This is a genomic window from Haematospirillum jordaniae (assembly GCF_001611975.1).
Lineage (GTDB): Bacteria > Pseudomonadota > Alphaproteobacteria > Rhodospirillales > Rhodospirillaceae > Haematospirillum > Haematospirillum jordaniae.
The window spans coordinates 175,570-200,820 of sequence record NZ_CP014525.1; the positions used below are offsets into that span (position 1 = coordinate 175,570).

Below are 25,251 nucleotides of genomic sequence, written 5' to 3' on the forward strand. Positions count from 1 at the left end.
GCCGCCAATGTTTCTGTCCGCAGTCAGACTCGGAAGGAGCGCGATTATATTCACTGCTACCAGCAAGTCAACCATGCCTATGGCACACAAGGCCAGAAACCTGACGCACACCCCACCTTACGAACCAAGAAAAGCCTCCAGCTCGCTTGTAACAACATCAATGTCTCTTGCGCCATCAACAACATACAAGAGATTACGCGCCTTATAATAGGGGATCAAGGGTGCTGTTTGCGCATGATACGCAACCAAACGCTTGCGAACCGTGTCTTCATTATCGTCAGCACGACGGGAAAATTTGGTCCCCCCACACGAATCGCAAACACCTACGGCTTTGGGATTCTTGAAGGTATCATGATAGCCGGCCCCACACGCATCGCAGGTAAAACGCCCTACAATCCGCTCAACGAGAAGATCATCGGGCACCTGCAACTCGATAGCAGCATCCAGCACAACACCCTTCTTGGCTATCAGCACGTCAAGCGCCTCTGCTTGAGCAACATTGCGCGGAAAACCATCCAGAATAAAGCCCTGACGAGCATCATCACAATCCAGTCGGTCATCTATCAGATTAATGACGATCTCATCTGAAACCAGATGACCGCTATCCATCACGGCCTTTGCCTTCAAGCCCGTTGCACTCTTTGCAGCTACAGCAGCGCGAAGCATTTCGCCTGTTGAAAGCTGGACAATGCCGTAGCGTTCACGAAGCCTCTGCGCCTGAGTTCCCTTGCCACCACCGGGAGGCCCCATAAGAATCAGTCTTTTTCCCGCCATCAGCCTCGCCGCCCTTTCAACTTCGACTTTCTGATAAGCCCTTCATATTGATGTGCCAACAGATGAGACTGGACCTGCGTAACGGTATCCATAGTCACACTGACAACAATCAGAAGGCTGGTCCCACCAAAGTAAAATGGAACAGCTAAACGTGTAATCAGAATCTCGGGCAGAATGGAAATAAAGACAAGATAAAGAGCGCCAACGACCGTTAGACGGGTCAACACGTAATCCATATACTCTGCCGTATTCTTTCCCGGACGAATGCCCGGAATAAACCCACCGTGCTTCTTCAGATTATCTGCCGTTTCATGGGGATTAAAAACAACAGCTGTGTAGAAGAAAGCGAAGAACGCAATCAGCGCAGCATATAGCAACATATAAACGGGTTGCCCATGACCAAGCCAACCGACCAGTCCCTGAAGCCAATCAGGTCCACTGCCCGCATAAAAACTGGCCACAGTTGTAGGCAGCAACAGTATTGAGCTAGCAAAAATGGGCGGTATCACACCTGCAGTATTAATCTTCAATGGCAGGTGCGTACTTTCACCACCATACAAACGATTACCTACCTGACGCTTTGGATATTGTATCAGAATACGACGTTGCGCACGTTCCATAAACACAATAAAGGCAATAACGCCAACAGCCATCAAAAGAAGAACAAGGATCAACAACGGGTGCAATGCCCCAGTGCGGCCCAGCTCCAGAGTAGCAACAAGAGCCTGCGGTAGATTTGCTACAATACCAGCGAAGATAATAAGCGAGATACCATTACCAACACCTCTTGCCGTTATCTGCTCTCCCAGCCACATGAGAAACATCGTCCCACCAACAAGGGTCACGACGGTTGTGAAGCGAAAGAAAAGACCAGGATCAACAACAACAGCGCCACTGCTACCAGTCATGGCCTCAAGACCAGCCGCGATTGCCCAAGCTTGGAACGCTGCAATCACAACAGTAAGGTAACGAGTGTATTGATTAATTTTCTTACGACCAGCCTCACCCTCTTTCTTCAGAGCAATCATTGACGGCGCCATTGTCGTCAGAAGCTGAAGAATAATAGAGGCCGAAATATAAGGCATAATATTAAGAGCAAACAGAGTCATACGGCTGAGGGCACCGCCAGCCAGCATGTCAAACATCCCAAGGATGCCACCCTGATTACGGGAAAAAACGTCTGCCAATGCGTGTGGGTCAATGCCAGGCAAAGGAATATACGTGCCGAGACGATACACAATCAGCGCACCCAAGGTGAACCAAATGCGCTTTTTCAGCTCCGTAGCCTGGGCGAAAACGCCCCAGTTCATATTGGCAGCAAGTTGCTCGGCAGCAGAAGCCATGCGACGCTCCAGGTATCAAAAATGTACAACGGGGAGCAGTCTGACACTGGTGCTACCAAAGCACCATCTGCCGACGCTCCCCGCAAGAGCAGACGATAACCTAGCACAAGGCCAACGTCTTATCTTGATCGTGCGATCAGGTCGTCTCGCCTTCGATAACAGGGGCAGCCAACATCACAACCTTGCCACCCAGTTTTTCTACTGCGTCGACAGCAGAACGGGAAGCACCTGCAACTTCGATGGTTACCTTCGCACTGAAATCACCATGCCCCAGAAGACGAATGCCATCGCGAATACGACGCACAACACCTGCAGAGACCAGCTTCTCGGCTGTAATAACAGCAGATATATCCAGCTTGCCTGCATCAATTGCTGTCTGGAGACGTCCGAGATTCACTGCAACATAGTCTTTACGGAATATATTGGTGAAGCCACGCTTGGGAAGACGACGATAGATAGGCATTTGCCCACCCTCGAAGCCATTGATTGAAACACCTGTACGGGATTTCTGCCCCTTGACGCCACGGCCACCGGTTTTTCCCTTACCAGAGCCTATACCACGACCAACGCGCATCCGTTTCTTGGTTGCACCTTCGTTATCGCGTAATTGATTTAACTTCATATTGAAGGATCCTGTCTTACTAACCCCGGAAACAAGCGAAGACCAAATGCCCCTCGCCTCTTCCGAGTCGGCTTACGCCTCTACGACCTTCACGAGATGAGCCACCTTGGCAATCATCCCACGCACCGACGGTGTATCTTCCAATACCCGGGTGCGATTGATCTTGTTCAGACCAAGCCCAACCAGAGTTGCTCTCTGGTCGGCCTTGCGGCCAATCGGGCTTCCTGTCTGCATAACTGTCAGCGTTTTTTTCTGGGCCATCATTCCGTCTCCTTATTCAGCAGAGGCGGCGTCTGCCTCAGCAGCACCCGTCATTTCACGACGACTGACGATTTCGCCAACTTTCTTATTACGCTTTGCAGCAACCATCCGCGGGCTCTCAAGATTTGCTAATGCAGCAAACGTAGCCCTGATCATGTTGTAAGGGTTGGTAGAACCAACACACTTGGCAACAATATCTTGGACACCCATAGTCTCAAACACTGCACGCATCGGACCGCCGGCAATGATGCCGGTACCCGCAGGAGCAGATCTCAAAACAACATGGCCGGCACCAAAGTGACCGGAAATATCATGGTGCAAAGTGCGCCCTTCACGCAAGGGAACGCGAACCAAGCCGCGCTTCGCTCTTTCACTGGCCTTGCGAATAGCCTCAGGAACCTCACGGGCCTTGCCCGTGCCAAACCCGACACGGCCTTTGCTGTCACCAACAACAACGACCGCAGCAAAGCCAAAACGACGGCCACCTTTGACCACTTTGGCAACACGATTAATAGATACAAGCTTGTCGGTGAACTCATCCTCGCGCTCACGCTCCGGAGCACGATCGCGATCACGACGATCACGACGCTCCTGAGAGGAGCGTTCAGCAGTGGGGGTACGTGCCATCTCGACTATCCTTTAGAACGAAAGTCCGCCTTCACGCGCCGCATCCGCCAGAGCTTTCACCCGGCCGTGGAACACATAGCCCCCACGATCGAACACGACATCTTTAACGCCGGCTTCAAGAGCCCGCTCGGCCACCAGTTTGCCCACAGCAGCGGCAGCTACTGTATCGGCACCGGTTTTCAAATGCTCACGCAATCCTTTGTCCAAGGTCGAGGCAGCAACAAGGGTACATCCCTTGGCATCGTCAATAACTTGAGCATAGATATGCTTGGATGAGCGGAAAACCGAAAGGCGCAAACGCCCGGCGGCCTTCTTCCTGAGCTGATACCGCACGCGATCGCGGCGGCGCTCGAAAAGAGACAAATTTTTCGCCATTTCCGTTCGCCTTTACTTCTTCTTGCCTTCCTTACGCAGAATCTGCTCGCCAACATACTTGACGCCCTTACCCTTATAGGGCTCTGGCGGACGGTATGCGCGAATCTCAGCAGCGACCTGGCCAACAACTTGTTTGTCCATACCACTGATCTCGATCTGTGTCGGCTGCGGAGCCTTAATTACGACATTATCCGGGATCGGGAAGATCACATCATGCGAGAAACCAAGGGCAAGCTGAAGATTCTTACCCTGCACCGCAACCTTGTAACCAACACCTACCACTTCCAGATTCTTCCGGAAGCCCTCTGAGACACCCTTCACCAAGTTGGCAATACGGGCGCGGGTTGTTCCCCACATCATACGGGAATTCTTGGAATCACCGACAGGAGACACAACAACCTTGCCATCCTGCAGCTTTGCATCAACCAAGTCGGGCGAGAGAGTGAAACTCAACTCACCAAGCTTCCCTTTAGCTGATACAATGCCATTAGCAATGGTCACAGAAACACCCTGAGGAACTTCAACCGGATACTTTCCTACGCGAGACATCCAGGCACCCTCCTCAGAATACGCGACACAGGACTTCGCCGCCAACATTGGCAAGGCGGGCCTCATGGTCGCTCATCAACCCACGCGGGGTTGAGAGAATAGAGATACCGAGACCGTTATAGACCTTAGGAAGATCCTTGATCTTGGAGTAACGGCGCCGACCGGGCGTCGAAACACGGCTTATTTCCTGAATGACAGGCTTTCCTTCGTGATACTTGAGCTCAACACGAAGCTCCTCAACACCAGGACGAACAACGTAGCGTTCATAACCGCGAATATAACCTTCGCGCACCAGAACCTCCAGAACCCCGGCACGCAAGCCGGAGGCGGGGGAAATAACGCTGGATTTCCCTGCACGTTGACCGTTACGGATACGGGTGATCATATCACCCACGGGATCAGTCATTGACATGGTCTGTCCTCCTTACCAGCTTGACTTGACCATGCCAGGGATCTGACCCTGGGACGCCAGGTCGCGCAAAATAACACGACCCATTCGGAATTTACGGTAAACACCACGCGGGCGTCCCGTAACCTCACAACGATTACGGTAACGTATCGAAGACGAGTTGCGGGGCAAAGAACTGAGCTTCAGAACAGCAGCCATGCGCTCCTCGGGGGAAGTATCTTTGCCTGAGATCAGAGCTTTCAACGCGGCACGACGGTCAGCATACTGCTTCACCATGCGCGCACGTTTTTTATTTTTCTCAACAGAGCTAACTTTCGCCATAAAACCTACTCCCCGCCCTTACGCCTTGACGAACGGAACCTGGAACTGCTCAAGCAGAACCCGGGCCTCGTCATCAGTTTTGGCGGTCGTGCAGATGGTGATATCCATACCACGCACCTTGTCGACCTGATCGTAGCTGATCTCAGGGAAAATAATCTGCTCCTTCAAGCCCATATTATAATTCCCACGACCATCAAAGGCTTTCCCGTTCAAACCGCGGAAATCGCGAACACGAGGAAGGGCAATCGTAATAAGACGATCAAGAAACTCATACATCCGATCAGAACGCAAGGTGACCTTGCAGCCAATCACCATACCTTCGCGAAGCTTAAAGCCTGCAATCGACTTTTTCGAACGCGTAGGAACTGGTTTCTGGCCAGAAATAGCGGTCAAATCGGAAATTGCACCTTCAATTTTTTTCCGATCTTGGGAGGCTTCACCAACCCCCATATTAATGACCACCTTGGTCAACTTGGGAATCTCCATGGGATTGGCGTAACCAAACCTATCCTGAAGAGCCTTACGAATAACCGTGTCATACTGCTCACGAAGACGCGCAGCCATAGACATTCTCCTCAATTCGCTATGACTTCGCCGGACCGCTTTGAAAAGCGAACCTTCGAGCCATCATCGAGGACACGAAAACCAACTCGCGTCGCTTTTCCGTCCTTGGGATCAACATGAGCCACGTTGGAAACGTGAATAGAGGCTTCTTTCTCGAGAATACCCCCTTGGCTCGTCTGCGTCGGACGCAAGTGACGTTTCACTACGTTAACGCCCTTGACCACAACGCGACCCTCGGAAGGAATAGCACGAATCACCTCACCCTTCTTGCCAGCATCTTTGCCTGCAAGAACGATAACTGTGTCACCCTTGCGGATCTTCTGCATAATTACAGCACCTCCGGGGCAAGCGATATGATTTTCATGTACTTCTTGGCACGCAGCTCGCGAACAACGGGACCAAAAATACGAGTCCCCACTGGCTCACCCTGCTTATTAATAAGCACAGCAGCATTACGATCAAAGCGGATCATGGTTCCGTCCGCACGGCGAACGGGGGCGGCAACGCGCACCACAACGGCAAGCTCCACAGAGCCCTTCTTGACGCGACCCCGGGGTATTGCTCCTGTTACAGAGACCCGGATCACATCGCCGACACTGGCAGCTTTACGCTTGGAACCGCCCAGAACCTTGATGCACCGCACCCGACGCGCGCCGCTATTATCAGCGACATCCAGGCTGGTCTGCATCTGAATCATGGTTTAAATCCTTAAAAGTCAAATTAAACCGGAACCCATGACCTTAGTCGGCAGAGTCCGCAAAAAGCTCCCAGCATTTACGCTTGGAGACAGGACGACATTCGCGAATACGAACGACATCGCCAACCTTTGCGCGATTGGCCTCATCATGAGCGGCATACTTCTTGGACCGCTTGATGAACTTTTTATACAGCGTGTGCATGAAGCGACGCTCGACTTTAACCACAATGGTCTTATCCATAGCATCACTCACCACCACGCCCTGTAGGATACGCTTGGGCATAGTCTTACTTTTCGCTCCTTATAGCGACAAGCCGGCGATATTACACAGCAGCCTTACGTTCGTGAAGCACTGTTTTAACCCGGGCTATATCTTTTTTAACCTGCCGCTGACGGGAGGTGTTCTGAAGCTGTCCTGTAGCCTTCTGGAAACGCAGATTAAACTGCTCTTTCTTTAAGCCAACCAAGTGATCAATCAGTTGCTCGGGCGTCTTGTCACGCAACTCTTTCGCAATGCTCATCATTACGCCTCTCCACCCAAACGAGTAACGAACTTCGTCTTGATCGGAAGCTTGGCATCAGCCAGTTCAAGAGCGTGCCGAGCCACATCTTCCGATACGCCATCAATCTCAAACATAACGCGCCCAGGATGAACGCGAGCGACCCAGTATTCAGGCGCACCTTTTCCCGATCCCATGCGGACTTCAGCAGGCTTCCTGGAAACAGGGAGGTCAGGGAAAATTCTAATCCACACGCGACCTTGGCGCTTCATAGCGCGGGTCACAGCACGGCGAGCAGCCTCAATCTGGCGCGCGGTAATACGCTCTGGCTCCAGAGCCTTCAGGCCAAACTGGCCGAAGTTCAGGCTAAATCCACCTTTGGCATTTCCGTGGATCCTGCCTTTATGCGCCTTGCGGAACTTTGTACGTTTCGGCGAAAGCATTGTATTCGTCCTTTAGTTCACAGCAGGTGCGACAGCTCAACGAGCTGCCGCCTGCTCCTGGGCACGCCGCTCTTGAGCCATAGGATCGTGCTCAAGAATCTCACCCTTATAGACCCAAACCTTCACACCACAAGCCCCGTAGGTGGTGAATGCTGTAGCTTGGCCGTAGTCTAAATCCGCTCTCAAGGTATGAAGAGGAACCCGCCCTTCCCGATACCATTCGGTACGAGCAATTTCAGCCCCACCCAAACGTCCCGAGCTATTTATACGAATCCCTTCAACACCAAGACGCATTGCAGACTGGATCGCACGCTTCATCGCACGGCGAAACGCCACCCGCCGCTCCAGCTGACTGGTAATGCTTTCCGCAATCAACTGAGCATCTGTCTCCGGCTTGCGAATCTCGACGATATTGAGGTGCACTTCGCTTCCTGTCATCTTCGACAGATCGCTACGAAGCACCTCAATATCAGATCCTTTCTTCCCGATAACAACACCCGGACGAGCCGTATGTATTGTAATACGCGCCTTCTTGGCAGGACGCTCAATAATAATACGGGAGATACCTGCTTGATGCAGACGCTTCTTCAGGTACTTGCGAATGCGCAAATCAGCATGCAAAAGATCCGCGTAGTCGCCTTCCGCAAACCAGCGGCTATCCCAAGTCCTGTTAATACCAAGACGCAAGCCGATCGGATTTACTTTCTGACCCATTATTCAGACTCCTCGCGCTCACGCACCACGATTGTAAGGTTCGAGAATGGCTTCAGGATCTTTCCAGTACGTCCACGAGCACGGGCACGCCAGCGCTTCATAACCATCGCCTTACCAACAAAGGCTTCAGCCACAACCAGACGATCAACATCAAGTTGGTGGTTGTTCTCCGCATTGGCAATTGCAGACTGCAAAACCTTACGGACCTCGCCAGAAACACGGCGTGCATTGAACATCAAGGAAGTCAAGGCTTTCTCGGCACTCAACCCACGAATGGACGACGCAACAACGTTCAGCTTTTGCGGACTGGTCCGTATAGTGGCAGCAAAGGCACGGGCCTCATTATCTGCCAACGCACGCGGGGCATTAGGCTTACCCATGTTATTTCCTCTTCGCCTTCTTGTCCGCAGCATGCCCGTAATAAGTACGGGTTGGCGCAAATTCACCAAACTTGTGACCAACCATATTTTCGGTCACCAGAACGGGGACGAACTTGTGCCCATTGTGGACACCAAACGTAATACCGACAAACTGCGGCAGAATGGTCGAGCGCCGAGACCAAGTCTTCACCACCTCATTCCTGCCGGAGCTGCGCACAGCATCGGCTTTCTTCAGCATATAACCGTCGACGAACGGTCCCTTCAAAACAGAGCGAGCCACGTCCGTTCTCCGTTACTTCTTCTTGGCCTGATGACGTGACCGCATGATCAGTCTGTCAGTAGCCTTGTTGCTGCGGGTTTTCTTACCCTTCGTAGGCTTGCCCCACGGGGTAACTGGATGGCGACCACCGGAAGTACGGCCTTCACCACCACCATGCGGGTGATCAACGGGGTTCATTGCAACGCCACGCACATGTGGACGCCGACCAAGCCAGCGGCTTCTGCCAGCCTTCCCCAAATTTATGTTCTGATGGTCAGGGTTGGAGACGGCGCCAACAGTCGCCATACACTCGCCGCGCACCAAGCGCACTTCACCAGAGGATAGGCGCAACTGGGCATAACCAGCATCTTTACCAACCAACTGGACATAGGATCCAGCTGAGCGTGCTATCTGCCCTCCCTTGCCTTGCTTCATCTCCACGTTATGCACAATCGTGCCAACGGGCATGTTCTTCAGAGGCATAGAATTACCGGGCTTAATGTCTGCCTTCTCAGCAGAAACAACGACATCGCCTGCCTTCAAACGCTGAGGAGCAAGGATATACGCCTGCTTTCCGTCTTCATACGTGATAAGAGCAATAAAAGCAGTCCGATTTGGATCGTATTCCAAGCGCTCGACAGTGGCACTCATACCGAGTTTTTCATTACGCTTGAAATCGACAATCCGGTAACGACGCTTATGACCGCCACCGCGCTGCCACGAGGTAATACGCCCCGTATTGTTACGACCGCCAGACTTTGTCAGCCCCTCCGTCAGGGACTTGACAGGCTTCCCCTTCCACAATCCGGAACGATCCACCAGAACGAGCTGGCGCGTACTCGGCGTAACAGGGTTGAATGTTTTCAGTGCCATAGACCTCAGACTCCCGTCATCACATCGATAGACTGACCTTCAACAAGCCTGACCATGGCTTTCTTTACATCGGAACGCCGCCCGACGGTACCACGGAAACGCTTGAGCTTGCCCTTCGTGATCGAGACATTAACCGCCCGAACCTTCACACCAAAAACACCCTCAACAGAAGCCTTAATCTCAGGCTTCGAAGCATCCAAGGGCACACGGAAGGTAACCTGACCGTATTCAGACGCCATAGTAGCCTTCTCGGTAATAACCGGGCTTTTTATGATGTCGTACATGCGCTCTTTCGAGACTTTGACTGCACGGCACTTCATTTCAGGCGCTCCTCCAGCTTTTCAACAGCCGCACGAGTCAGAACAAGCGTATCCCGACGCAAGATGTCGTAAACATTGGCACCCTGAGTTGGCAAAAACGACAGCCCTGGAATATTTGAGGCTGCGCGAGCAAACAGAGCATCGACCTCAGCACCATCAACAACCAGTACAGACGACCAGCCCAATGCCTTAACCTGAAGAGCCAAGTCCTTAGTCTTCCCAGTCACACCCGCAAAGTCGGCAACAACCAGTTTACCCTCACGCGCCTTTGCGGACAAAGCAGTCTTCAAACCAAGCTTCCTGAACTTTTTGTTCAGGTCATGCGCATGAGATCGCACAACAGGACCGAAGGCAACACCGCCACCCCTAAACTGGGTAGCACGCATTGACCCCTGACGAGCACGCCCGGTCCCTTTCTGCTTGAAAGGCTTGCGGGTTGTCCCAGAGACCATGGAAATGGTCTTCGTTTGATGCGTACCAGACTGACGCCGCGCAAGCTGCCAACGCACAACGCGCTGTAAAATATCGGAACGAACATCAAGGCCGAAAATATCATCGGGCAACTCGATAGTTCCTACTGCCTTATTTTCAAGGCTAATAACGTCCAGCTTCATGACAGCCTATTCCTTGCTCTCACTTCCGGCAGAATCCTCAGAAGAAGAGACTCCAGAAGAAACCTTGACACCGGCCGGCAAGGGAGCCCCTTCAGGTATTCCTTTCTTGACCGCATCACGAACCAAGACCCAACCCCCCTCGGAACCAGGGACGGCGCCCCTCACCAGAAGCAGGCCCCGCTCGGAATCCGTAGAGACAATCTTCAAATTCTGCAAAGTCACGCGCTCAGCACCCAGATGGCCTGCCATCTTTTTGCCCTTGAACACACGACCGGGATCTTGACGGTTACCGGTTGATCCGTGAGATCTATGGGATACAGAGACGCCATGCGTCGCTTCAAGGCCACGGAAATTGTGGCGCTTCATTCCACCAGCAAAGCCCTTACCGATAGAGGTGCCAACAACATCAACCAACTGACCAACAACGAAGTGATCAACAGACAACTCAACCCCTGAATCAAGAAGACACTCGGGACTAACTCGAAACTCAGCAACTTTCTTGCGCGGCTCCACTTTTGCAGCAGCAAAGTGACCACGCATAGCTTTGGACACATTCTTAACCTTGGCAGTACCAACACCAAGCTGGACCGCTGTGTAACCATCCCGATCCTGCGTGCGAACAGCGATGACATGACAGCCATCAACCTTCAGCACGGTAACCGGAACATGCTCACCTTCTGCGGTAAACAGCCGGGTCATACCGACTTTCTGGGCGATAAGACCGGAGCGCATTATTTCGTTCCTTGCATTGTTTATCACGCTCACAACTTAATTTGAACATCCACACCGGCGGCCAAATCAAGCTTCATGAGCGCGTCGACGGTCTGCGGGGTTGGATTGAGAATATCCAACACACGCTTATAGGTACGGATCTCGAACTGCTCTCTCGACTTTTTATCAATATGCGGAGAGCGGTTCACGGTGAACTTTTCAATCCGGGTCGGCAGGGGGATAGGCCCCCGCACCTGGGCGCCAGTACGCTTGGCGGTATTAACAATCTCATAAGCACTTTGATCAAGCACACGGTGATCAAACGCCTTGAGGCGGATACGGATATTCTGGCTTTCCATAGTGGCCTGACCCGAACTCTTTCTTCAGTGGTGTGATAACCCGGCGCCCGGGGAAGAACGGCTTATACCGCATCTTTTCCCGGGCGCCCACCTTTTTTTTGTCAAACAGCGAAGTTGTGGAACGACTTCGATTTTGGATTGTTACTTGTTAATTTTGGAGACGACGCCGGCACCGACGGTTCTGCCGCCTTCGCGGATGGCGAAGCGGAGACCTTCATCCATGGCGATAGGGGCAATCAGGCGAACGCTGATACGGATATTGTCTCCAGGCATGACCATCTCAGTACCTTCCGGCAGTGCGATTGTTCCGGTCACGTCGGTGGTACGGAAGTAGAACTGCGGGCGGTAGTTGGAGAAGAACGGCGTATGACGGCCTCCTTCGTCCTTCGACAGAATATAGCATTCCGATTCAAACTCGGTATGCGGCGTAATCGAACCTGGCTTGGCCAGAACTTGGCCACGCACCACGTCATCGCGCTTCACGCCACGCAGCAGCGCACCGATATTGTCACCGGCCTCACCCTGGTCCAGAAGCTTGCGGAACATTTCAACGCCGGTACAGGTGGTCTTGGTGGTATCTTTCAGCCCAATGATCTCGACTTCGTCGTTGACCTTCAGGATACCGCGCTCTACACGACCGGTCGCAACGGTACCACGACCGGAGATCGTGAACACATCTTCAATCGGCATCAGGAACGGCAGGTCTTTCGGACGATCCGGCTGCGGAATGTATTCATCAACAGCGCGCATCAGCTCCAGAATCGCTTCCTTGCCGATCTTTGGGTCGCTATCTTCCAGAACGGCCAACGCAGAGCCCTTGATGATGGGAATATCATCCCCGGGGAAGTCATACGAAGACAGAAGCTCGCGGATTTCCAGCTCAACCAGCTCCAGAAGCTCCGGATCGTCAACCTGATCAACCTTGTTCAGGAACACAACCAAGGCCGGAACACCAACCTGACGAGCCAGAAGAATGTGTTCGCGGGTCTGCGGCATCGGACCATCTGCAGCCGAAACAACCAGAATAGCGCCATCCATCTGTGCAGCACCGGTGATCATGTTCTTCACATAGTCAGCGTGACCCGGGCAGTCAACGTGCGCGTAGTGGCGGTTTGTCGTCTCATACTCAACATGGGCCGTCGAGATCGTAATACCGCGAGCGCGTTCTTCGGGGGCCTTGTCAATCTGGTCGTACGCGGAAAACGTAGCGCCACCCGTCTCAGCCAATACCTTCGTGATCGCCGCCGTCAATGACGTCTTACCATGGTCAACGTGGCCAATCGTGCCAACGTTGCAGTGCGGCTTCGTCCGCTCAAATTTTGCCTTGCTCATTGTCTACTCCATCAGGCCGTAAGGCCACGCTTTCATCAACCAGCCAACTTGGCCTTGATTTCTTCGGAAACGTTATTCGGTACTTCAGCGTATTTATCAAACACCATGCTGTACTGGGCACGTCCTTGGGACATCCCGCGCAGGGTATTCACATAGCCAAACATATTCGCCAAGGGAACAGATGCATCAACAACACGGGCATTGCCACGTTGATCCATACCACTAACTTGGCCACGACGAGAGTTAAGATCCCCAATGATATCACCAAGATACTCATCAGGAGTGACGACCTCAACCTTCATTACGGGCTCAAGCAAGCGAGGCCCCGCATTTGGCATAGCCTCACGGAAAGCAGCACGTGCCGCAATCTCGAAAGCAAGCACACTGGAGTCAACGTCGTGGTATCCACCATCAGTCAACGTAACCTTGAAATCCGTAACAGGAAAACCAACAATCGTGCCGGTATCCATAGCGGAACGCAGGCCTTTCTCGACACCCGGGATATATTCTTTTGGAACTGCACCACCAACAATGGCGCTTTCAAAAACAAACCCTGAACCAGGCTCCAACGGCTCAAACCTCAATTGGATCTTGGCAAATTGCCCCGTCCCACCAGATTGTTTTTTGTGCGTATAATCACAAATGTACGTCTTTGAGATCGTTTCGCGGTATGCAACCTGCGGCGCACCCACATTTGCATCGACCTTGAACTCGCGACGCATACGATCAACAATAATCTCAAGGTGCAGCTCGCCCATTCCCTTGATCACGGTCTGACCCGATTCTTGATCACTGGATACACGGAAAGAGGGGTCTTCGGCAGCCAAGCGCGCCAAAGCCATTCCCATTTTCTCCATATCCGCCTTGGTCTTGGGCTCAACAGCAACCTCGATAACGGGTTCGGGGAACTCCATACGCTCCAGAATCACTGGCTTAACGGGATCGCAAAGCGTATCCCCGGTCGTTGTATCCTTCAATCCAACAACAGCTACGATATCTCCTGCAGAGGCGACTTTTATTTCTTCACGATTGTTTGCATGCATCAAAAGCATGCGACCAATACGCTCACGCTTTTCCTTGACCGTATTCATAACATACGATCCAGACTCAAGGATACCGGAGTAAATGCGAACAAACGTCAGAGAGCCAACGAATGGATCATTCATGATCTTGAATGCAAGTGCCGAGAAAGGCTCTGCATCAGACGACTGACGCGTAACTTCAGTTTCGCCATCAACCAGAACCCCCTTAATAGCCGGCACATCAACCGGAGCAGGAAGGAAGTCAATGACAGCATCCAGCATAGTCTGGACACCCTTGTTCTTGAAGGCCGAACCACACAGAACAGGGACAAAACGACGCTCGATCGTTCCTTTGCGAATACAGGCTTTCAGCGTATCCTCATCAGGCTCATCGCCCTCCAGATACGCTTCCATCACAGCATCATCAACCTCAACCGCTGTCTCCAGCAGCTTTTCACGGTATTCTGCAGCCTTGCCCTTCAGGTCATCAGGGATATCGACGTATTCATACGCCGCACCAAGATCGTCACCCTTCCAGACAACAGCCTGCATCTTGACGAGATCAACAATGCCAGCAAAATCCGATTCCACACCGATCGGAAGATTAACAACTAAAGGCACTGCTCCCAGCCGATCAACAATCATGTCAACGCAGCGATAGAAGTTCGCACCCATGCGGTCCATTTTATTGACAAAACACATACGTGGAACGCCGTATTTGTCAGCCTGACGCCAGACGGTTTCTGACTGCGGCTCGACACCGGCCACAGAGTCAAAAACGGTTACTGCGCCATCCAGAACGCGCAGGGAGCGCTCAACTTCAATCGTGAAATCAACGTGGCCTGGCGTATCAATAATGTTAATACGATGATCTTTCCAGAAGCACGTGGTAGCAGCAGAAGTAATGGTAATACCACGCTCCTGCTCCTGTTCCATCCAGTCCATGGTCGCAGCACCTTCATGGACTTCGCCAATCTTGTGCGACTTTCCCGTGTAATACAGGATGCGTTCAGTTGTTGTCGTTTTACCGGCATCAATGTGCGCCATGATACCAATGTTACGATATCTCTCAAGCGGAGTTTCACGCTTCATAATGAGACCCTGTACCTTCTATTCACGTTACCAGCGGTAATGAGAGAAGGCCTTATTGGCCTCTGCCATACGATGGGTATCTTCACGCTTCTTGACAGCACCGCCACGATTGTTGGCAGCATCCAGAAGCTCACCGGAAAGACGATCAATCATCGTGGATTCAGAACGCTTGCGCGCAAAGTCCGCCAACCAACGGAAGGCCAGTGCTTGGCGACGTTCGGGCCGCACCTCAACGGGAACCTGGTAGGTCGCACCGCCAACGCGGCGGGAACGCACCTCAACAGAGGGCTTTATATTATCAACCGCACCATGGAACAGCTGCACAGGATCAGAGCCTGACTTGGCACCGATCTTGTCCAAAGCACCGTAGACAATCTTTTCAGCAACAGCCTTCTTGCCATCCAGCATGATGGAATTGATGAACTTGGCGATTACAAGATCACCAAATTTCGCATCGGGCAGAATTTCGCGCTTTTCAGCTCTATGACGACGAGACATGGGTTATATTTCCCTGGAACCTGAGGACTTACTTCGGACGCTTCGCGCCATACTTCGAGCGACGCTGCTTGCGATCCTTCACGCCCTGGGTATCCAGGGTACCGCGGATGATATGGTAACGAACACCCGGCAAGTCAGGCACGCGCCCGCCGCGCGCCAGAACGACAGAGTGCTCCTGAAGGTTATGACCCTCACCAGGAATATAGGCCGTCACTTCAAAGCCATTGGTCAGACGAAGACGCGCCACTTTACGAAGCGCCGAGTTCGGCTTTTTCGGGGTCGTCGTATAAACACGGGTACAAACGCCACGTTTCTGTGGACAACCCTGCATAGCCGGGGCCTTGTTCCGTTTTACAGCCGGCTGGCGGCCTTGACGGACCAGCTGATTGATTGTCGGCATTGCCGTTCCTTCTTTACTTACGCTTGCGCGTTGCCTTTTTCGACACCTTTAATGGCGCCACTATTTCGCACGGCCGACGCCAAAAGACGCCCGCTCACACATCCCCGACCCAAAGCTGTTCCACAAGCAATTCCATAGAACAGACAAGCACGCAACACCCCAGAGAAACTCAAAGGCGATTCGGCTCTTATGCACGAAAGAGGCTGGCTTCAGAAAAACCGCCACACAATCGTGGCACACGATAAAACCGGGCAATCGAGGCGCGCATACTATGATCAGCCCCTGCCAGCGTCAAGAAAAAGCTTTTGGACAGGATTTCTGACAGGCACTGATATAGAAAAGGCCCAGGTCATAAAAACAATCATGACCCGGGCCATCTTGGCAAAACATGTTAAATCAACGGCAAGATGCCAAATCCTGCATGAAATCACTCAGCAGGAGGAACGACTCCAGCCGCTGATAATGACGAGATAACAGGTACCGACTCCGCTGCTGCTTCTTGGACAGCCGCAAGTTCCCGATCACGACGTGCCGCAACCTGACGGTACTTGTTCATCGCAGCACCCGTTCCGGCTGGAATCAGGCGACCAACGATCACATTTTCCTTCAGACCCACCAGAGCATCCACCTTGCCAGAGGTAGATGCTTCGGTCAGAACACGGGTCGTCTCCTGGAACGAAGCTGCAGAAACGAAAGAGTGGGTCTGCAAGGAAGCCTTGGTAATACCCTGAAGAACAGGAACACCAGCAGCCTCACGGCCCCCCTCACGAATGGTCTTCTCGTTTTCGTTCTGGAAGTCGATACGATCAACCTGCTCACCAACCAAGAAGGTGGTATCCCCAGCCTCAGAGATTTCAACCTTCTGAAGCATCTGACGAACAATGACCTCAATGTGTTTGTCATTAATCTTGACGCCCTGAAGACGATAAACGTCCTGAATCTCCTTGATCAGGTAGTCAGCCAGAGCCTCGACACCCATGACCCGCAGGATATCGTGCGGAACGGGGTTTCCATCCATCAACGGATCGCCCCTCTTGACATAATCGCCCTCTTGGACAGCCAAGTGCTTGCCCTTGGGAACCAAGTATTCCATCGGCTCGCCCGGACCATCTTCCGTGATGGGAACGACCAGAACACGGCGCTTGTTTTTGTAGTCCTTACCGAACTCAACCCGACCATCGATCTCGGCGATAATTGCGTGATCTTTTGGCTTGCGCGCTTCAAACAACTCGGCAACCCGGGGCAGACCACCGGTGATGTCGCGTGTTTTGGAGCTTTCGCGCGGAATACGCGCCAAAACGTCGCCTGCACTGACACGCTGTCCCGGCTCGACAGAAAGGATCGAGTCGACAGACATGTAATAACGTGCTTCAACCCCGCTCGGCAGCATGATCAGCTCGCCGGCCTCATCGCGCAGAGTAATTCTGGGACGCAGATCCGCACCACGGGGCTGCGATTTCCAGTCTACGACCACGCGCGAGGAAATACCGGTCGCTTCATCCATCTGTTCACGCATGGACACGCCTTCGACGAGATCCATAAAGTGAACCGTACCTTCCTTCTCTGTAATAATAGGCAGCGTATACGGATCCCACTCGGCCATCTTGGTCGCACGCGTCACATTCTGCCCATCTGTCACATACAGCTTTGCACCATAGGGAACACGATGACGGGCGCGCTCACGACTCGAGGCATCCAGCAGGACAACTTCGCAGTTGCGCGACAAGACGATATTGATGCCTTCGGAATTGCGGACAATACCAAGATTTTCCAGCTTCACGCGGGAGTCGAACGAGGCCTCGATGCTGGACTGCTCCGCACCACGCTGAGCCGCACCACCAATGTGGAACGTACGCATGGTCAACTGCGTACCCGGCTCACCAATGGACTGCGCCGCAATCACACCAACAGCCTCACCAATATTCACCGGCGTACCACGCGCCAAGTCACGACCATAGCACTTCGCACAGGTTCCTGTCTGTGTTTCGCATGTCAGAACCGAGCGAATAAGCAGAGACTCAACCCCGGCTGCCTCAATCCGCTCTACATCGGCTTCGGTAATAATTTCACCTTTGGGGAATACAACTTCACCCGTTGAGGGGTTCAGCGCATCTTCCGCAGCCGTCCGACCCAGAATACGTTCAGCAAGGGAAACAACCAGTTCACCACCGTCCATCACCGGAACAGCGGTCAAGCCACGCTCTGTTCCGCAGTCTTCTTCGGTGATAATGGCATCTTGGGCCACATCGACCAGACGGCGGGTCAGATATCCGGAGTTTGCTGTTTTCAGGGCTGTATCCGCCAGCCCCTTACGAGCACCGTGGGTAGAGTTGAAGTACTCAAGAACCGTCAAGCCTTCCTTGAAGTTCGACAGGATAGGCGTCTCGATGATTGAGCCGTCAGGCTTGGCCATAAGACCACGCATCCCGGCCAGCTGCTTCATCTGGGCTGCTGATCCACGCGCACCGGAGTGCGCCATCATGTAAACCGAGTTGATAGGCTTGCCCGGCTCGACGCGCGATATTTCCTTCATCATCTCGTCGGCAACACGATCCGTGCACTGCGACCAAGCATCAACAACCTTGTTGTACTTTTCGCCTTGGGTAATCAGGCCCTCTTGGTACTGCTGCTCGAACTCCTTAACCTGGGTCTCGGTCTCCATCACCAGCTTTTCCTTGGTGGCTGGGATGACCATGTCGTCCTTGCCGAAGGAAATACCGGCTTTTGCAGCCTGACGGAAGCCCAGAGCCATGATGCGATCACAGAAAATCACGGTCTCTTTCTGACCGCAGTGACGGTAAACCGTATCAATAACGTCCTGGATATCTTTCTTGCGCAGCAGGCGGTTGATTAGCTCGAAGGGCACCTTGGCGTGGTGCGGCAACACACTGGCCAAGATCATCCGGCCAGGGGTTGTAACCACCGTACGCACAACAGGCTGGCCTTCTGCATCCACAGTTTTCAACCGGGCCTTCACGCGGGCATGCAAAGAAACTGTGCCGGCATTCAGGGCATGCTCAATTTCAGCCAGATCGCCGAACGTGGTCCAACGCTCGTGCTCAACGCCATCAACCATGACCTTGGCAACACCGCCCTTCTCGCCTTCGCGTTCCAAGCTCATGTAGTACAGCCCCAGAACCATGTCCTGGGTTGGCACAATAATAGGCTTTCCGTTCGCCGGGCTAAGAATGTTGTTGGTCGACATCATCAACACACGGGCTTCCAGCTGCGCCTCAAGGGACAGCGGAACGTGCACGGCCATCTGGTCACCGTCAAAGTCGGCGTTAAATGCCGTACACACCAACGGATGCAGGTTAATCGCCTTACCTTCGACCAGAACCGGCTCAAATGCCTGGATCCCGAGGCGGTGCAGTGTTGGAGCACGGTTGAGCATCACGGGATGCTCGCGGATGACCTCTTCCAGAATATCCCAAACCTCGGGACGCTCCTTCTCGACCATACGCTTGGCTGCCTTGATGGTCGTGGCCAGACCGTACAGTTCAAGCTTGGAGTAGATAAAGGGCTTGAAGAGCTCCAGAGCCATCTTCTTCGGCAAACCGCACTGGTGCAGCTTCAACTCCGGACCAACCACGATGACCGAACGGCCGGAATAATCGACGCGCTTGCCAAGCAGGTTCTGACGGAAACGGCCCTGCTTGCCCTTGAGCATATCAGCCAAGGATTTAAGCGGGCGCTTGTTGGCACCGGTAATCGCACGACCGCGACGACCGTTGTCAAACAAGGCATCCACAGACTCCTGCAACATACGCTTTTCGTTGCGGATAATGATTTCCGGACAACGCAATTCGATCAAACGCTTGAGGCGGTTGTTACGGTTGATCACACGCCGGTACAGATCATTGAGGTCTGACGTAGCAAAACGACCACCGTCAAGAGGCACCAGCGGGCGCAATTCGGGCGGAATAACCGGAATAACTTCCAGAATCATCCACTCCGGACGACAGCTGGATTCCAGGAAAGCCTCAACAAGCTTCAGACGCTTGACCAACTTCTTGCGCTTGGCTTCCGAAGACGTCTCGCGCATTTCAGTCCGGATCTGAACCTTGAGCTCTTCAAGATCCAAGGCCATCAGCATATCGCGAATCGCTTCGGCACCAATTCCGGCCGTGAAGCTGTCCTCGCCGTATTCTTCTTGGGCACGCTGGTACTGCTCTTCTGTCAGCAGTTCATACTGCTTCAGAGGCGTCAGACCTGGTTCGATAACCAAGTAGTTTTCAAAATACAGAAGGCGTTCCAGATCCTTCAGCGTCATATCCAGCAACAAACCGATACGGCTGGGCAACGACTTCAGGAACCAGATATGAGCCACCGGAGCAGCAAGCTCGATATGCCCCATACGCTCGCGGCGAACTTTGGAAAGGGTGACTTCAACACCGCACTTTTCGCAAATAATGCCGCGGAACTTCATGCGCTTGTACTTGCCGCACAAGCACTCATAGTCCTTCACTGGCCCAAAGGTACGAGCGCAGAAAAGCCCGTCACGCTCTGGCTTGAAGGTACGATAGTTGATCGTTTCCGGCTTTTTGATCTCGCCAAAAGACCAAGAACGGATCTTCTCAGGGCTGGCGATGGAAATCTTGATCTGGTCAAACGACTGGCTGCCGCTGGCCTGACCGAAGATCTTCATGAGGTCATTCATGCCTGCTCTCCTGTCGCGGGAAGGGATGAAACCGCTCTTTGGTTTTCATCCCTCTGTCCGCGCTCTTCCTCTAAAAATGGTTACGTCGGGGGCTGTTCGATATGGACAGGGATTGCTTAGCTGTCGCTCTGCAAAAGCTCCACATCCAGACCCAACGACCGCATTTCTTTCACCAGAACGTTAAACGATTCAGGGATACCTGCCTCGAACGTATCGTCACCACGCACGATCGCCTCATAGACCTTCGTACGCCCGGACACATCGTCCGACTTGACCGTCAACATTTCCTGCAGGGTATAGGCTGCCCCATACGCCTCCAAGGCCCACACTTCCATTTCCCCGAAGCGCTGTCCACCAAACTGGGCCTTACCACCCAGAGGCTGCTGGGTTACCAGCGAATACGGGCCTATGGAACGGGCGTGTATCTTGTCATCGACCAAGTGGTGAAGCTTGAGCATGTAGATATAGCCCACAGTAACTTCCCGGTCGAATGGTTCACCCGTCCGACCGTCATACAGCATCACCTGACCAGATGTCTGCAGGCCGGCCATGGCCAAGTGCTCGGCAATGTCGCTTTCACGCGCACCATCGAACACAGGCGTAGCAATGGGGATACCATTTCTCAGGTTTGAGGCCAGCTCACGCACTTCCTCGTCACCCAGATCGGCAACCTCGGCTTTGTAAGCTTCTGGCCCATAGACAGCTTTCAGCTTGTCACGCAGGTCATCCATGGTCCGGTTGTTATACCGCACAGCATCCAGATACTCACCAACCTGCTTGCCAAGACCACGGCAGGCCCAGCCCAGATGGGTCTCTAGAATCTGCCCGACGTTCATACGGGAAGGCACGCCCAACGGATTGAGTACAATATCCACCTGCGTTCCATCAGCAAGGTAGGGCATGTCCTCAATTGGAACAATGCGGGAGATAACACCCTTGTTCCCATGGCGTCCGGCCATCTTGTCTCCGGGCTGCAACTTGCGCTTCACAGCCACGAAAACCTTGACCATCTTCAGAACGCCCGGGGGCAGCTCATCACCACGCTGCAGCTTCTCCACCTTGCTTTCAAAGCGGGCCTGAAGCTGGGCGATAGCCTCCTCGTGGGTCTTCTTCATCCCCTCGATCTCGGCCATAACATCATCCGCTTCAACAGCAAACTGACGCCACTGCCCTGGGGTATACTCCTTCAGGACTTCATCCGACAGCATAACACCGGCACGGAAACCACGTGGGCCGGCCACAGCCTTCTGCCCCAGCAGCTTCTCCTTCAGGCGATTGCTGAAAGAACCATCCAAGATAGCCCGTTCGTCATCACGGTCCTTGGCCAGCGCCTCGATCTCGGCACGCTCAATCGCCAAGGTACGCTCGTCTTTTTCCACTCCACGGCGGTTGAAGACACGCACCTCGACTATTGTGCCCTGTACACCCGGCGGCAAACGCAGCGATGTATCACGGACATCAGAAGCTTTCTCACCGAAAATGGCACGCAGAAGCTTTTCTTCTGGTGTCACAGGGCTTTCGCCCTTTGGCGTTACCTTGCCGACCAGAATATCCCCGGCTTTGACTTCAGCACCGATGTAAACAATGCCGGCTTCATCAAGATTGCGCAGGGCATCTTCACCGACGTTGGGAATGTCACGGCTGATTTCTTCCTGACCCAACTTGGTATCACGTGCCATGACTTCGAATTCTTCGATATGAATCGAGGTAAACACGTCATCGCGCACGATCCGCTCGGAAATCAGGATCGAATCTTCGTAGTTGAAGCCATTCCATGGCATGAAGGCGACCAGCACGTTACGTCCAAGAGCCAATTCACCCAAGTCAGTCGATGGGCCATCGGCAATAATATCGCCTTTGCGGACAATATCACCCACCTTGACCAAAGGACGCTGGGTAATACAGGTGCTCTGGTTTGAACGCTGGAACTTGGCCAGACGGTAGATATCCACACCGGAACGTGCCGCATCCACATCTTCGGTTGCCCGAATCACGATACGCGTTGCGTCAACCTGCTGGACAATACCGGTCCGACCAGCCGAAATGGCTGCCCCGGAATCACGGGCTACAACACCTTCCATACCGGTACCGACAAAAGGTGCTTCGGCACGGATCAGAGGCACAGCCTGGCGCTGCATGTTCGAGCCCATGAGGGCGCGGTTGGCGTCATCATTTTCCAAGAACGGAATCAGGGCTGCAGCCACAGAGACCAGCTGCTTGGGCGACACGTCAGCATAGTCAATGTCCGAAGGCGGAACCATAACGTAATCACTGGCTGCCCGACAGGACACCAGATCGCCAACAAAACGACCTTCTGCATCCAGCTCGGCATTGGCCTGAGCTACTGTGTAGCGACCTTCTTCCATTGCGGACATGTAAATGACTTCATCAGTCACACGCCCGTCGACAACCTTGCGATAAGGAGCCTCGATAAACCCGTACTGATTGACACGGGCATACGTTGCCAAGCTGTTGATCAGACCAATATTCGGCCCTTCCGGCGTTTCAATCGGGCAGATACGACCGTAGTGAGTCGGGTGAACGTCGCGAACCTCGAACCCGGCACGCTCACGTGTCAGACCACCTGGGCCCAAGGCCGACAAACGCCGCTTGTGCGTCACTTCTGACAGCGGGTTGGTCTGGTCCATAAACTGTGAGAGCTGCGAAGACCCAAAAAACTCACGCACAGCAGCAGCAGCAGGCTTGGCATTGACAAGATCATGAGGCATGACCGTATCAATATCCACGCTGGACATACGCTCGCGGATTGCGCGCTCCATACGAAGCAGGCCAACACGGTACTGGTTTTCCATCAATTCGCCGACAGAGCGAACACGGCGGTTACCAAGGTGATCGATATCATCGATCTCCCCACGGCCATCTTTCAGCTCTACCAATACCTTAATAATACGCAGTATATCATCACGACGTAGAACACGAACCGTGTCCGGAGCCTCATCCATCGACAGACTCAAGCGGGAGTTCATCTTCACGCGACCAACGGCCGAAAGATCATAACGCTCCGGATCAAAGAACAAACCACGGAACAGCAGCTCAGCCGCTTCAAGTGTCGGCGGCTCACCCGGGCGCATAACGCGATAAATGTCAATCAGCGCTTCTTCACGGCAGGTATTCTTGTCCGCAAACAACGTATTACGGATATACGGCCCAACCTGAACATGATCGATATGCAGAGTTGGCAGCTCGTCAATGCCATTCCTGTCAAGCTCTGCCAAGGTTGCTTCGGTGATTTCCTGACCCGCTTCAAGGAATACCTCCCCTGTCGCAGGATTGATGATGTCTTCGGCAACATAGCGCCCGACGAGATCCTCAACCGGCACACGCATCTCCGAAAGCCCGTCATCGATCAGCTTCTTGCCAAGACGTGGGCTAACTTTGGTACCGGCTTCTGCTTTCAGCTCACCCGTAGCAGCATTGATCAGATCATAGGGAAGCTTTACGCCCTTCAGACGTTCGGGAACGAAAGCCGTCTTCCACCCACGAGTATCAGCCGTATAGACAATACGGTCGTAGAAATAGTTCAGGATATCTTCAGCACACAGCCCAGTCAGCTCAGCCGGATCCAGCGGCTGGCGGGCACGGGCACGCTCCGCGCGCAAAGCCTCTGCAGCCTTGGAATCAAGCGCATACAACAAGGTGCTGACCGGCAGCTTGCGGCGACGGTCAATACGGACATAGACCATGTCCTTTGCATCAAACTCAAAATCCAGCCACGAGCCACGGTAGGGAATCACGCGTGCGGCAAAGAGGTATTTGCCTGACGAATGGGTCTTGCCCTTGTCATGATCAAAAAACACACCAGGAGAACGGTGCATCTGGGAAACAATGACACGCTCGGTACCATTCACAATAAAGGTACCGTTACGGGTCATCATGGGCATATCCCCCATGTAGACATCCTGTTCCTTGATATCGCGAACAGAACGGGCACCCGTATCTTCATCAATATCCCAGACGACCAAACGAAGAGTCACCTTCAGCGGAGCCGCAAAGGTCATCCCTCGTTGCTGACACTCGTCAACATCATACTTGGGCTCTTCCAGCTCATAGCGGACAAACTCAAGCTCGCCCTTTCCGGCAAAGTCCTTGATCGGAAAAACTGACTTGAACACTTCCTGCAAACCCGAAGGGGCTCTTTTATCCGCAGGGATTCCTGTCTGTAGGAACTGATCGTAGGAGTTTTTCTGAACCTCGATCAGGTTCGGCATGGGGGCCACCGTGCGGATGCGCCCAAAATTCTTACGTACCCGTTTCCGACCTGTAAAGGACCTGGCCATTGTCGCTCCTTAGTCTGTGACATGTCTGCATGAATCCAACGATCTTGCAGACTGAACGCGGCCCACCCCTGAAATATCCAGAAGTAAGGCCGTGGCAGAAGGCGCCAGAGCATGCACCAAACCGCCATTCCCGAAATACAAGGTGGCTCAGTCCCACTGCCCGTATGTGCCCTGTCATACGGCGTCCGGACTGACCTCCGCAAAACCTGGAACGACCAGATTCTGGGGAGGAAC

At 53.2% G+C, this 25,251-nt stretch carries 29 protein-coding genes; all 29 read right to left on the minus strand.

The genetic code is table 11. The annotated features are described in order from the left end of the window. Nucleotides 1–117: 117 nt before the first annotated feature. Entirely contained in the window at nt 118–774 is a 657-nt protein-coding gene (locus AY555_RS00860; protein ID WP_066132180.1) for an adenylate kinase, read from the minus strand. Then, entirely contained in the window at nt 774–2,117 is a 1,344-nt protein-coding gene (secY, locus tag AY555_RS00865; protein WP_066132183.1) for a preprotein translocase subunit SecY, read from the minus strand. Before secY ends, AY555_RS00860 begins: the two co-directional genes overlap by 1 nt. Before the next feature lie 136 nt (nt 2,118–2,253). Next, nucleotides 2,254–2,739 (minus strand): 50S ribosomal protein L15, encoded by a 486-nt coding sequence (gene rplO / locus AY555_RS00870; RefSeq protein ID WP_066132186.1) that lies wholly within the window; start codon nt 2,737–2,739, stop codon nt 2,254–2,256. Nucleotides 2,740–2,811: 72 nt separating this feature from the next. Continuing rightward, on the minus strand, nt 2,812–3,003 hold the full coding sequence (rpmD, locus tag AY555_RS00875; protein ID WP_407646298.1) for a 50S ribosomal protein L30: 192 nt from the start codon (nt 3,001–3,003) through the stop codon (nt 2,812–2,814). Between the two features lie 9 nt (nt 3,004–3,012). Continuing rightward, nucleotides 3,013–3,627: a 30S ribosomal protein S5 gene (gene rpsE / locus AY555_RS00880; protein ID WP_066132189.1), complete on the minus strand. Its 615-nt coding sequence runs from the start codon at nt 3,625–3,627 to the stop codon at nt 3,013–3,015. A gap of 12 nt (nt 3,628–3,639) precedes the next feature. Next, nucleotides 3,640–4,002, minus strand: coding sequence for a 50S ribosomal protein L18 (rplR, locus tag AY555_RS00885; RefSeq protein ID WP_066132192.1), 363 nt, complete (start codon nt 4,000–4,002; stop codon nt 3,640–3,642). Nucleotides 4,003–4,014: 12 nt separating this feature from the next. Further along, complete coding sequence (gene rplF, locus AY555_RS00890; RefSeq protein ID WP_066132195.1) at nt 4,015–4,551, minus strand: 50S ribosomal protein L6; 537 nt, start codon at nt 4,549–4,551, stop codon at nt 4,015–4,017. 13 nt (nt 4,552–4,564) lie between these two features. Further along, nucleotides 4,565–4,963, minus strand: coding sequence for a 30S ribosomal protein S8 (gene rpsH / locus AY555_RS00895; RefSeq protein WP_066132198.1), 399 nt, complete (start codon nt 4,961–4,963; stop codon nt 4,565–4,567). 12 nt (nt 4,964–4,975) lie between these two features. Then, on the minus strand, nt 4,976–5,281 hold the full coding sequence (gene rpsN, locus AY555_RS00900; RefSeq protein WP_066132201.1) for a 30S ribosomal protein S14: 306 nt from the start codon (nt 5,279–5,281) through the stop codon (nt 4,976–4,978). A gap of 18 nt (nt 5,282–5,299) precedes the next feature. Further along, nucleotides 5,300–5,845: a 50S ribosomal protein L5 gene (gene rplE / locus AY555_RS00905; RefSeq protein WP_066132206.1), complete on the minus strand. Its 546-nt coding sequence runs from the start codon at nt 5,843–5,845 to the stop codon at nt 5,300–5,302. An 11-nt stretch (nt 5,846–5,856) separates the two neighbouring features. Then, the gene (rplX, locus tag AY555_RS00910) at nt 5,857–6,171 is read right to left on the minus strand and encodes a 50S ribosomal protein L24 (RefSeq protein WP_066132209.1); all 315 of its coding nucleotides are present in this window, start codon (nt 6,169–6,171) and stop codon (nt 5,857–5,859) included. Between the two features lie 2 nt (nt 6,172–6,173). Beyond that, complete coding sequence (gene rplN / locus AY555_RS00915; protein WP_066132214.1) at nt 6,174–6,542, minus strand: 50S ribosomal protein L14; 369 nt, start codon at nt 6,540–6,542, stop codon at nt 6,174–6,176. A gap of 43 nt (nt 6,543–6,585) precedes the next feature. Then, nucleotides 6,586–6,825: a 30S ribosomal protein S17 gene (rpsQ, locus tag AY555_RS00920; RefSeq protein WP_066132217.1), complete on the minus strand. Its 240-nt coding sequence runs from the start codon at nt 6,823–6,825 to the stop codon at nt 6,586–6,588. 40 nt (nt 6,826–6,865) lie between these two features. After that, nucleotides 6,866–7,063 carry a 50S ribosomal protein L29 gene (rpmC, locus tag AY555_RS00925; protein WP_066136309.1) on the minus strand — a complete coding sequence of 66 codons (198 nt, stop codon included), beginning with the start codon at nt 7,061–7,063 and terminating at the stop codon, nt 6,866–6,868. 2 nt (nt 7,064–7,065) lie between these two features. After that, nucleotides 7,066–7,485 (minus strand): 50S ribosomal protein L16, encoded by a 420-nt coding sequence (gene rplP, locus AY555_RS00930; RefSeq protein WP_066132220.1) that lies wholly within the window; start codon nt 7,483–7,485, stop codon nt 7,066–7,068. A 36-nt stretch (nt 7,486–7,521) separates the two neighbouring features. Beyond that, complete coding sequence (gene rpsC, locus AY555_RS00935) at nt 7,522–8,199, minus strand: 30S ribosomal protein S3 (protein ID WP_066132223.1); 678 nt, start codon at nt 8,197–8,199, stop codon at nt 7,522–7,524. After that, on the minus strand, nt 8,199–8,579 hold the full coding sequence (rplV, locus tag AY555_RS00940; protein ID WP_066132225.1) for a 50S ribosomal protein L22: 381 nt from the start codon (nt 8,577–8,579) through the stop codon (nt 8,199–8,201). The genes rpsC and rplV overlap by 1 nt, the downstream gene beginning before the upstream one ends. A 1-nt stretch (nt 8,580) precedes the next feature. After that, nucleotides 8,581–8,859: a 30S ribosomal protein S19 gene (rpsS, locus tag AY555_RS00945; RefSeq protein ID WP_066132228.1), complete on the minus strand. Its 279-nt coding sequence runs from the start codon at nt 8,857–8,859 to the stop codon at nt 8,581–8,583. Between the two features lie 12 nt (nt 8,860–8,871). Then, entirely contained in the window at nt 8,872–9,711 is an 840-nt protein-coding gene (rplB, locus tag AY555_RS00950; protein ID WP_066132230.1) for a 50S ribosomal protein L2, read from the minus strand. A gap of 5 nt (nt 9,712–9,716) precedes the next feature. Next, entirely contained in the window at nt 9,717–10,031 is a 315-nt protein-coding gene (locus tag AY555_RS00955; RefSeq protein WP_066132233.1) for a 50S ribosomal protein L23, read from the minus strand. Beyond that, entirely contained in the window at nt 10,028–10,645 is a 618-nt protein-coding gene (rplD, locus tag AY555_RS00960) for a 50S ribosomal protein L4 (protein ID WP_066132236.1), read from the minus strand. The genes AY555_RS00955 and rplD overlap by 4 nt, the downstream gene beginning before the upstream one ends. A gap of 6 nt (nt 10,646–10,651) precedes the next feature. Next, nucleotides 10,652–11,377 (minus strand): 50S ribosomal protein L3, encoded by a 726-nt coding sequence (rplC, locus tag AY555_RS00965; RefSeq protein ID WP_066132239.1) that lies wholly within the window; start codon nt 11,375–11,377, stop codon nt 10,652–10,654. A gap of 29 nt (nt 11,378–11,406) precedes the next feature. Next, entirely contained in the window at nt 11,407–11,715 is a 309-nt protein-coding gene (rpsJ, locus tag AY555_RS00970) for a 30S ribosomal protein S10 (protein ID WP_066132242.1), read from the minus strand. 141 nt (nt 11,716–11,856) lie between these two features. After that, a complete protein-coding gene (gene tuf / locus AY555_RS00975) occupies nt 11,857–13,047 on the minus strand; it encodes an elongation factor Tu (RefSeq protein WP_066132245.1) in 1,191 nt (396 codons plus the stop codon). 35 nt (nt 13,048–13,082) lie between these two features. Next, complete coding sequence (gene fusA / locus AY555_RS00980) at nt 13,083–15,161, minus strand: elongation factor G (RefSeq protein ID WP_066132248.1); 2,079 nt, start codon at nt 15,159–15,161, stop codon at nt 13,083–13,085. Between the two features lie 27 nt (nt 15,162–15,188). Next, nucleotides 15,189–15,659 carry a 30S ribosomal protein S7 gene (rpsG, locus tag AY555_RS00985; protein ID WP_066132251.1) on the minus strand — a complete coding sequence of 157 codons (471 nt, stop codon included), beginning with the start codon at nt 15,657–15,659 and terminating at the stop codon, nt 15,189–15,191. Between the two features lie 28 nt (nt 15,660–15,687). Next, nucleotides 15,688–16,059 (minus strand): 30S ribosomal protein S12, encoded by a 372-nt coding sequence (gene rpsL, locus AY555_RS00990; RefSeq protein WP_066132254.1) that lies wholly within the window; start codon nt 16,057–16,059, stop codon nt 15,688–15,690. Nucleotides 16,060–16,486: 427 nt separating this feature from the next. Beyond that, complete coding sequence (gene rpoC / locus AY555_RS00995) at nt 16,487–20,719, minus strand: DNA-directed RNA polymerase subunit beta' (RefSeq protein ID WP_066132257.1); 4,233 nt, start codon at nt 20,717–20,719, stop codon at nt 16,487–16,489. 116 nt (nt 20,720–20,835) lie between these two features. After that, nucleotides 20,836–25,017 (minus strand): DNA-directed RNA polymerase subunit beta, encoded by a 4,182-nt coding sequence (gene rpoB / locus AY555_RS01000; RefSeq protein ID WP_066132259.1) that lies wholly within the window; start codon nt 25,015–25,017, stop codon nt 20,836–20,838. Nucleotides 25,018–25,251: the final 234 nt, after the last annotated feature.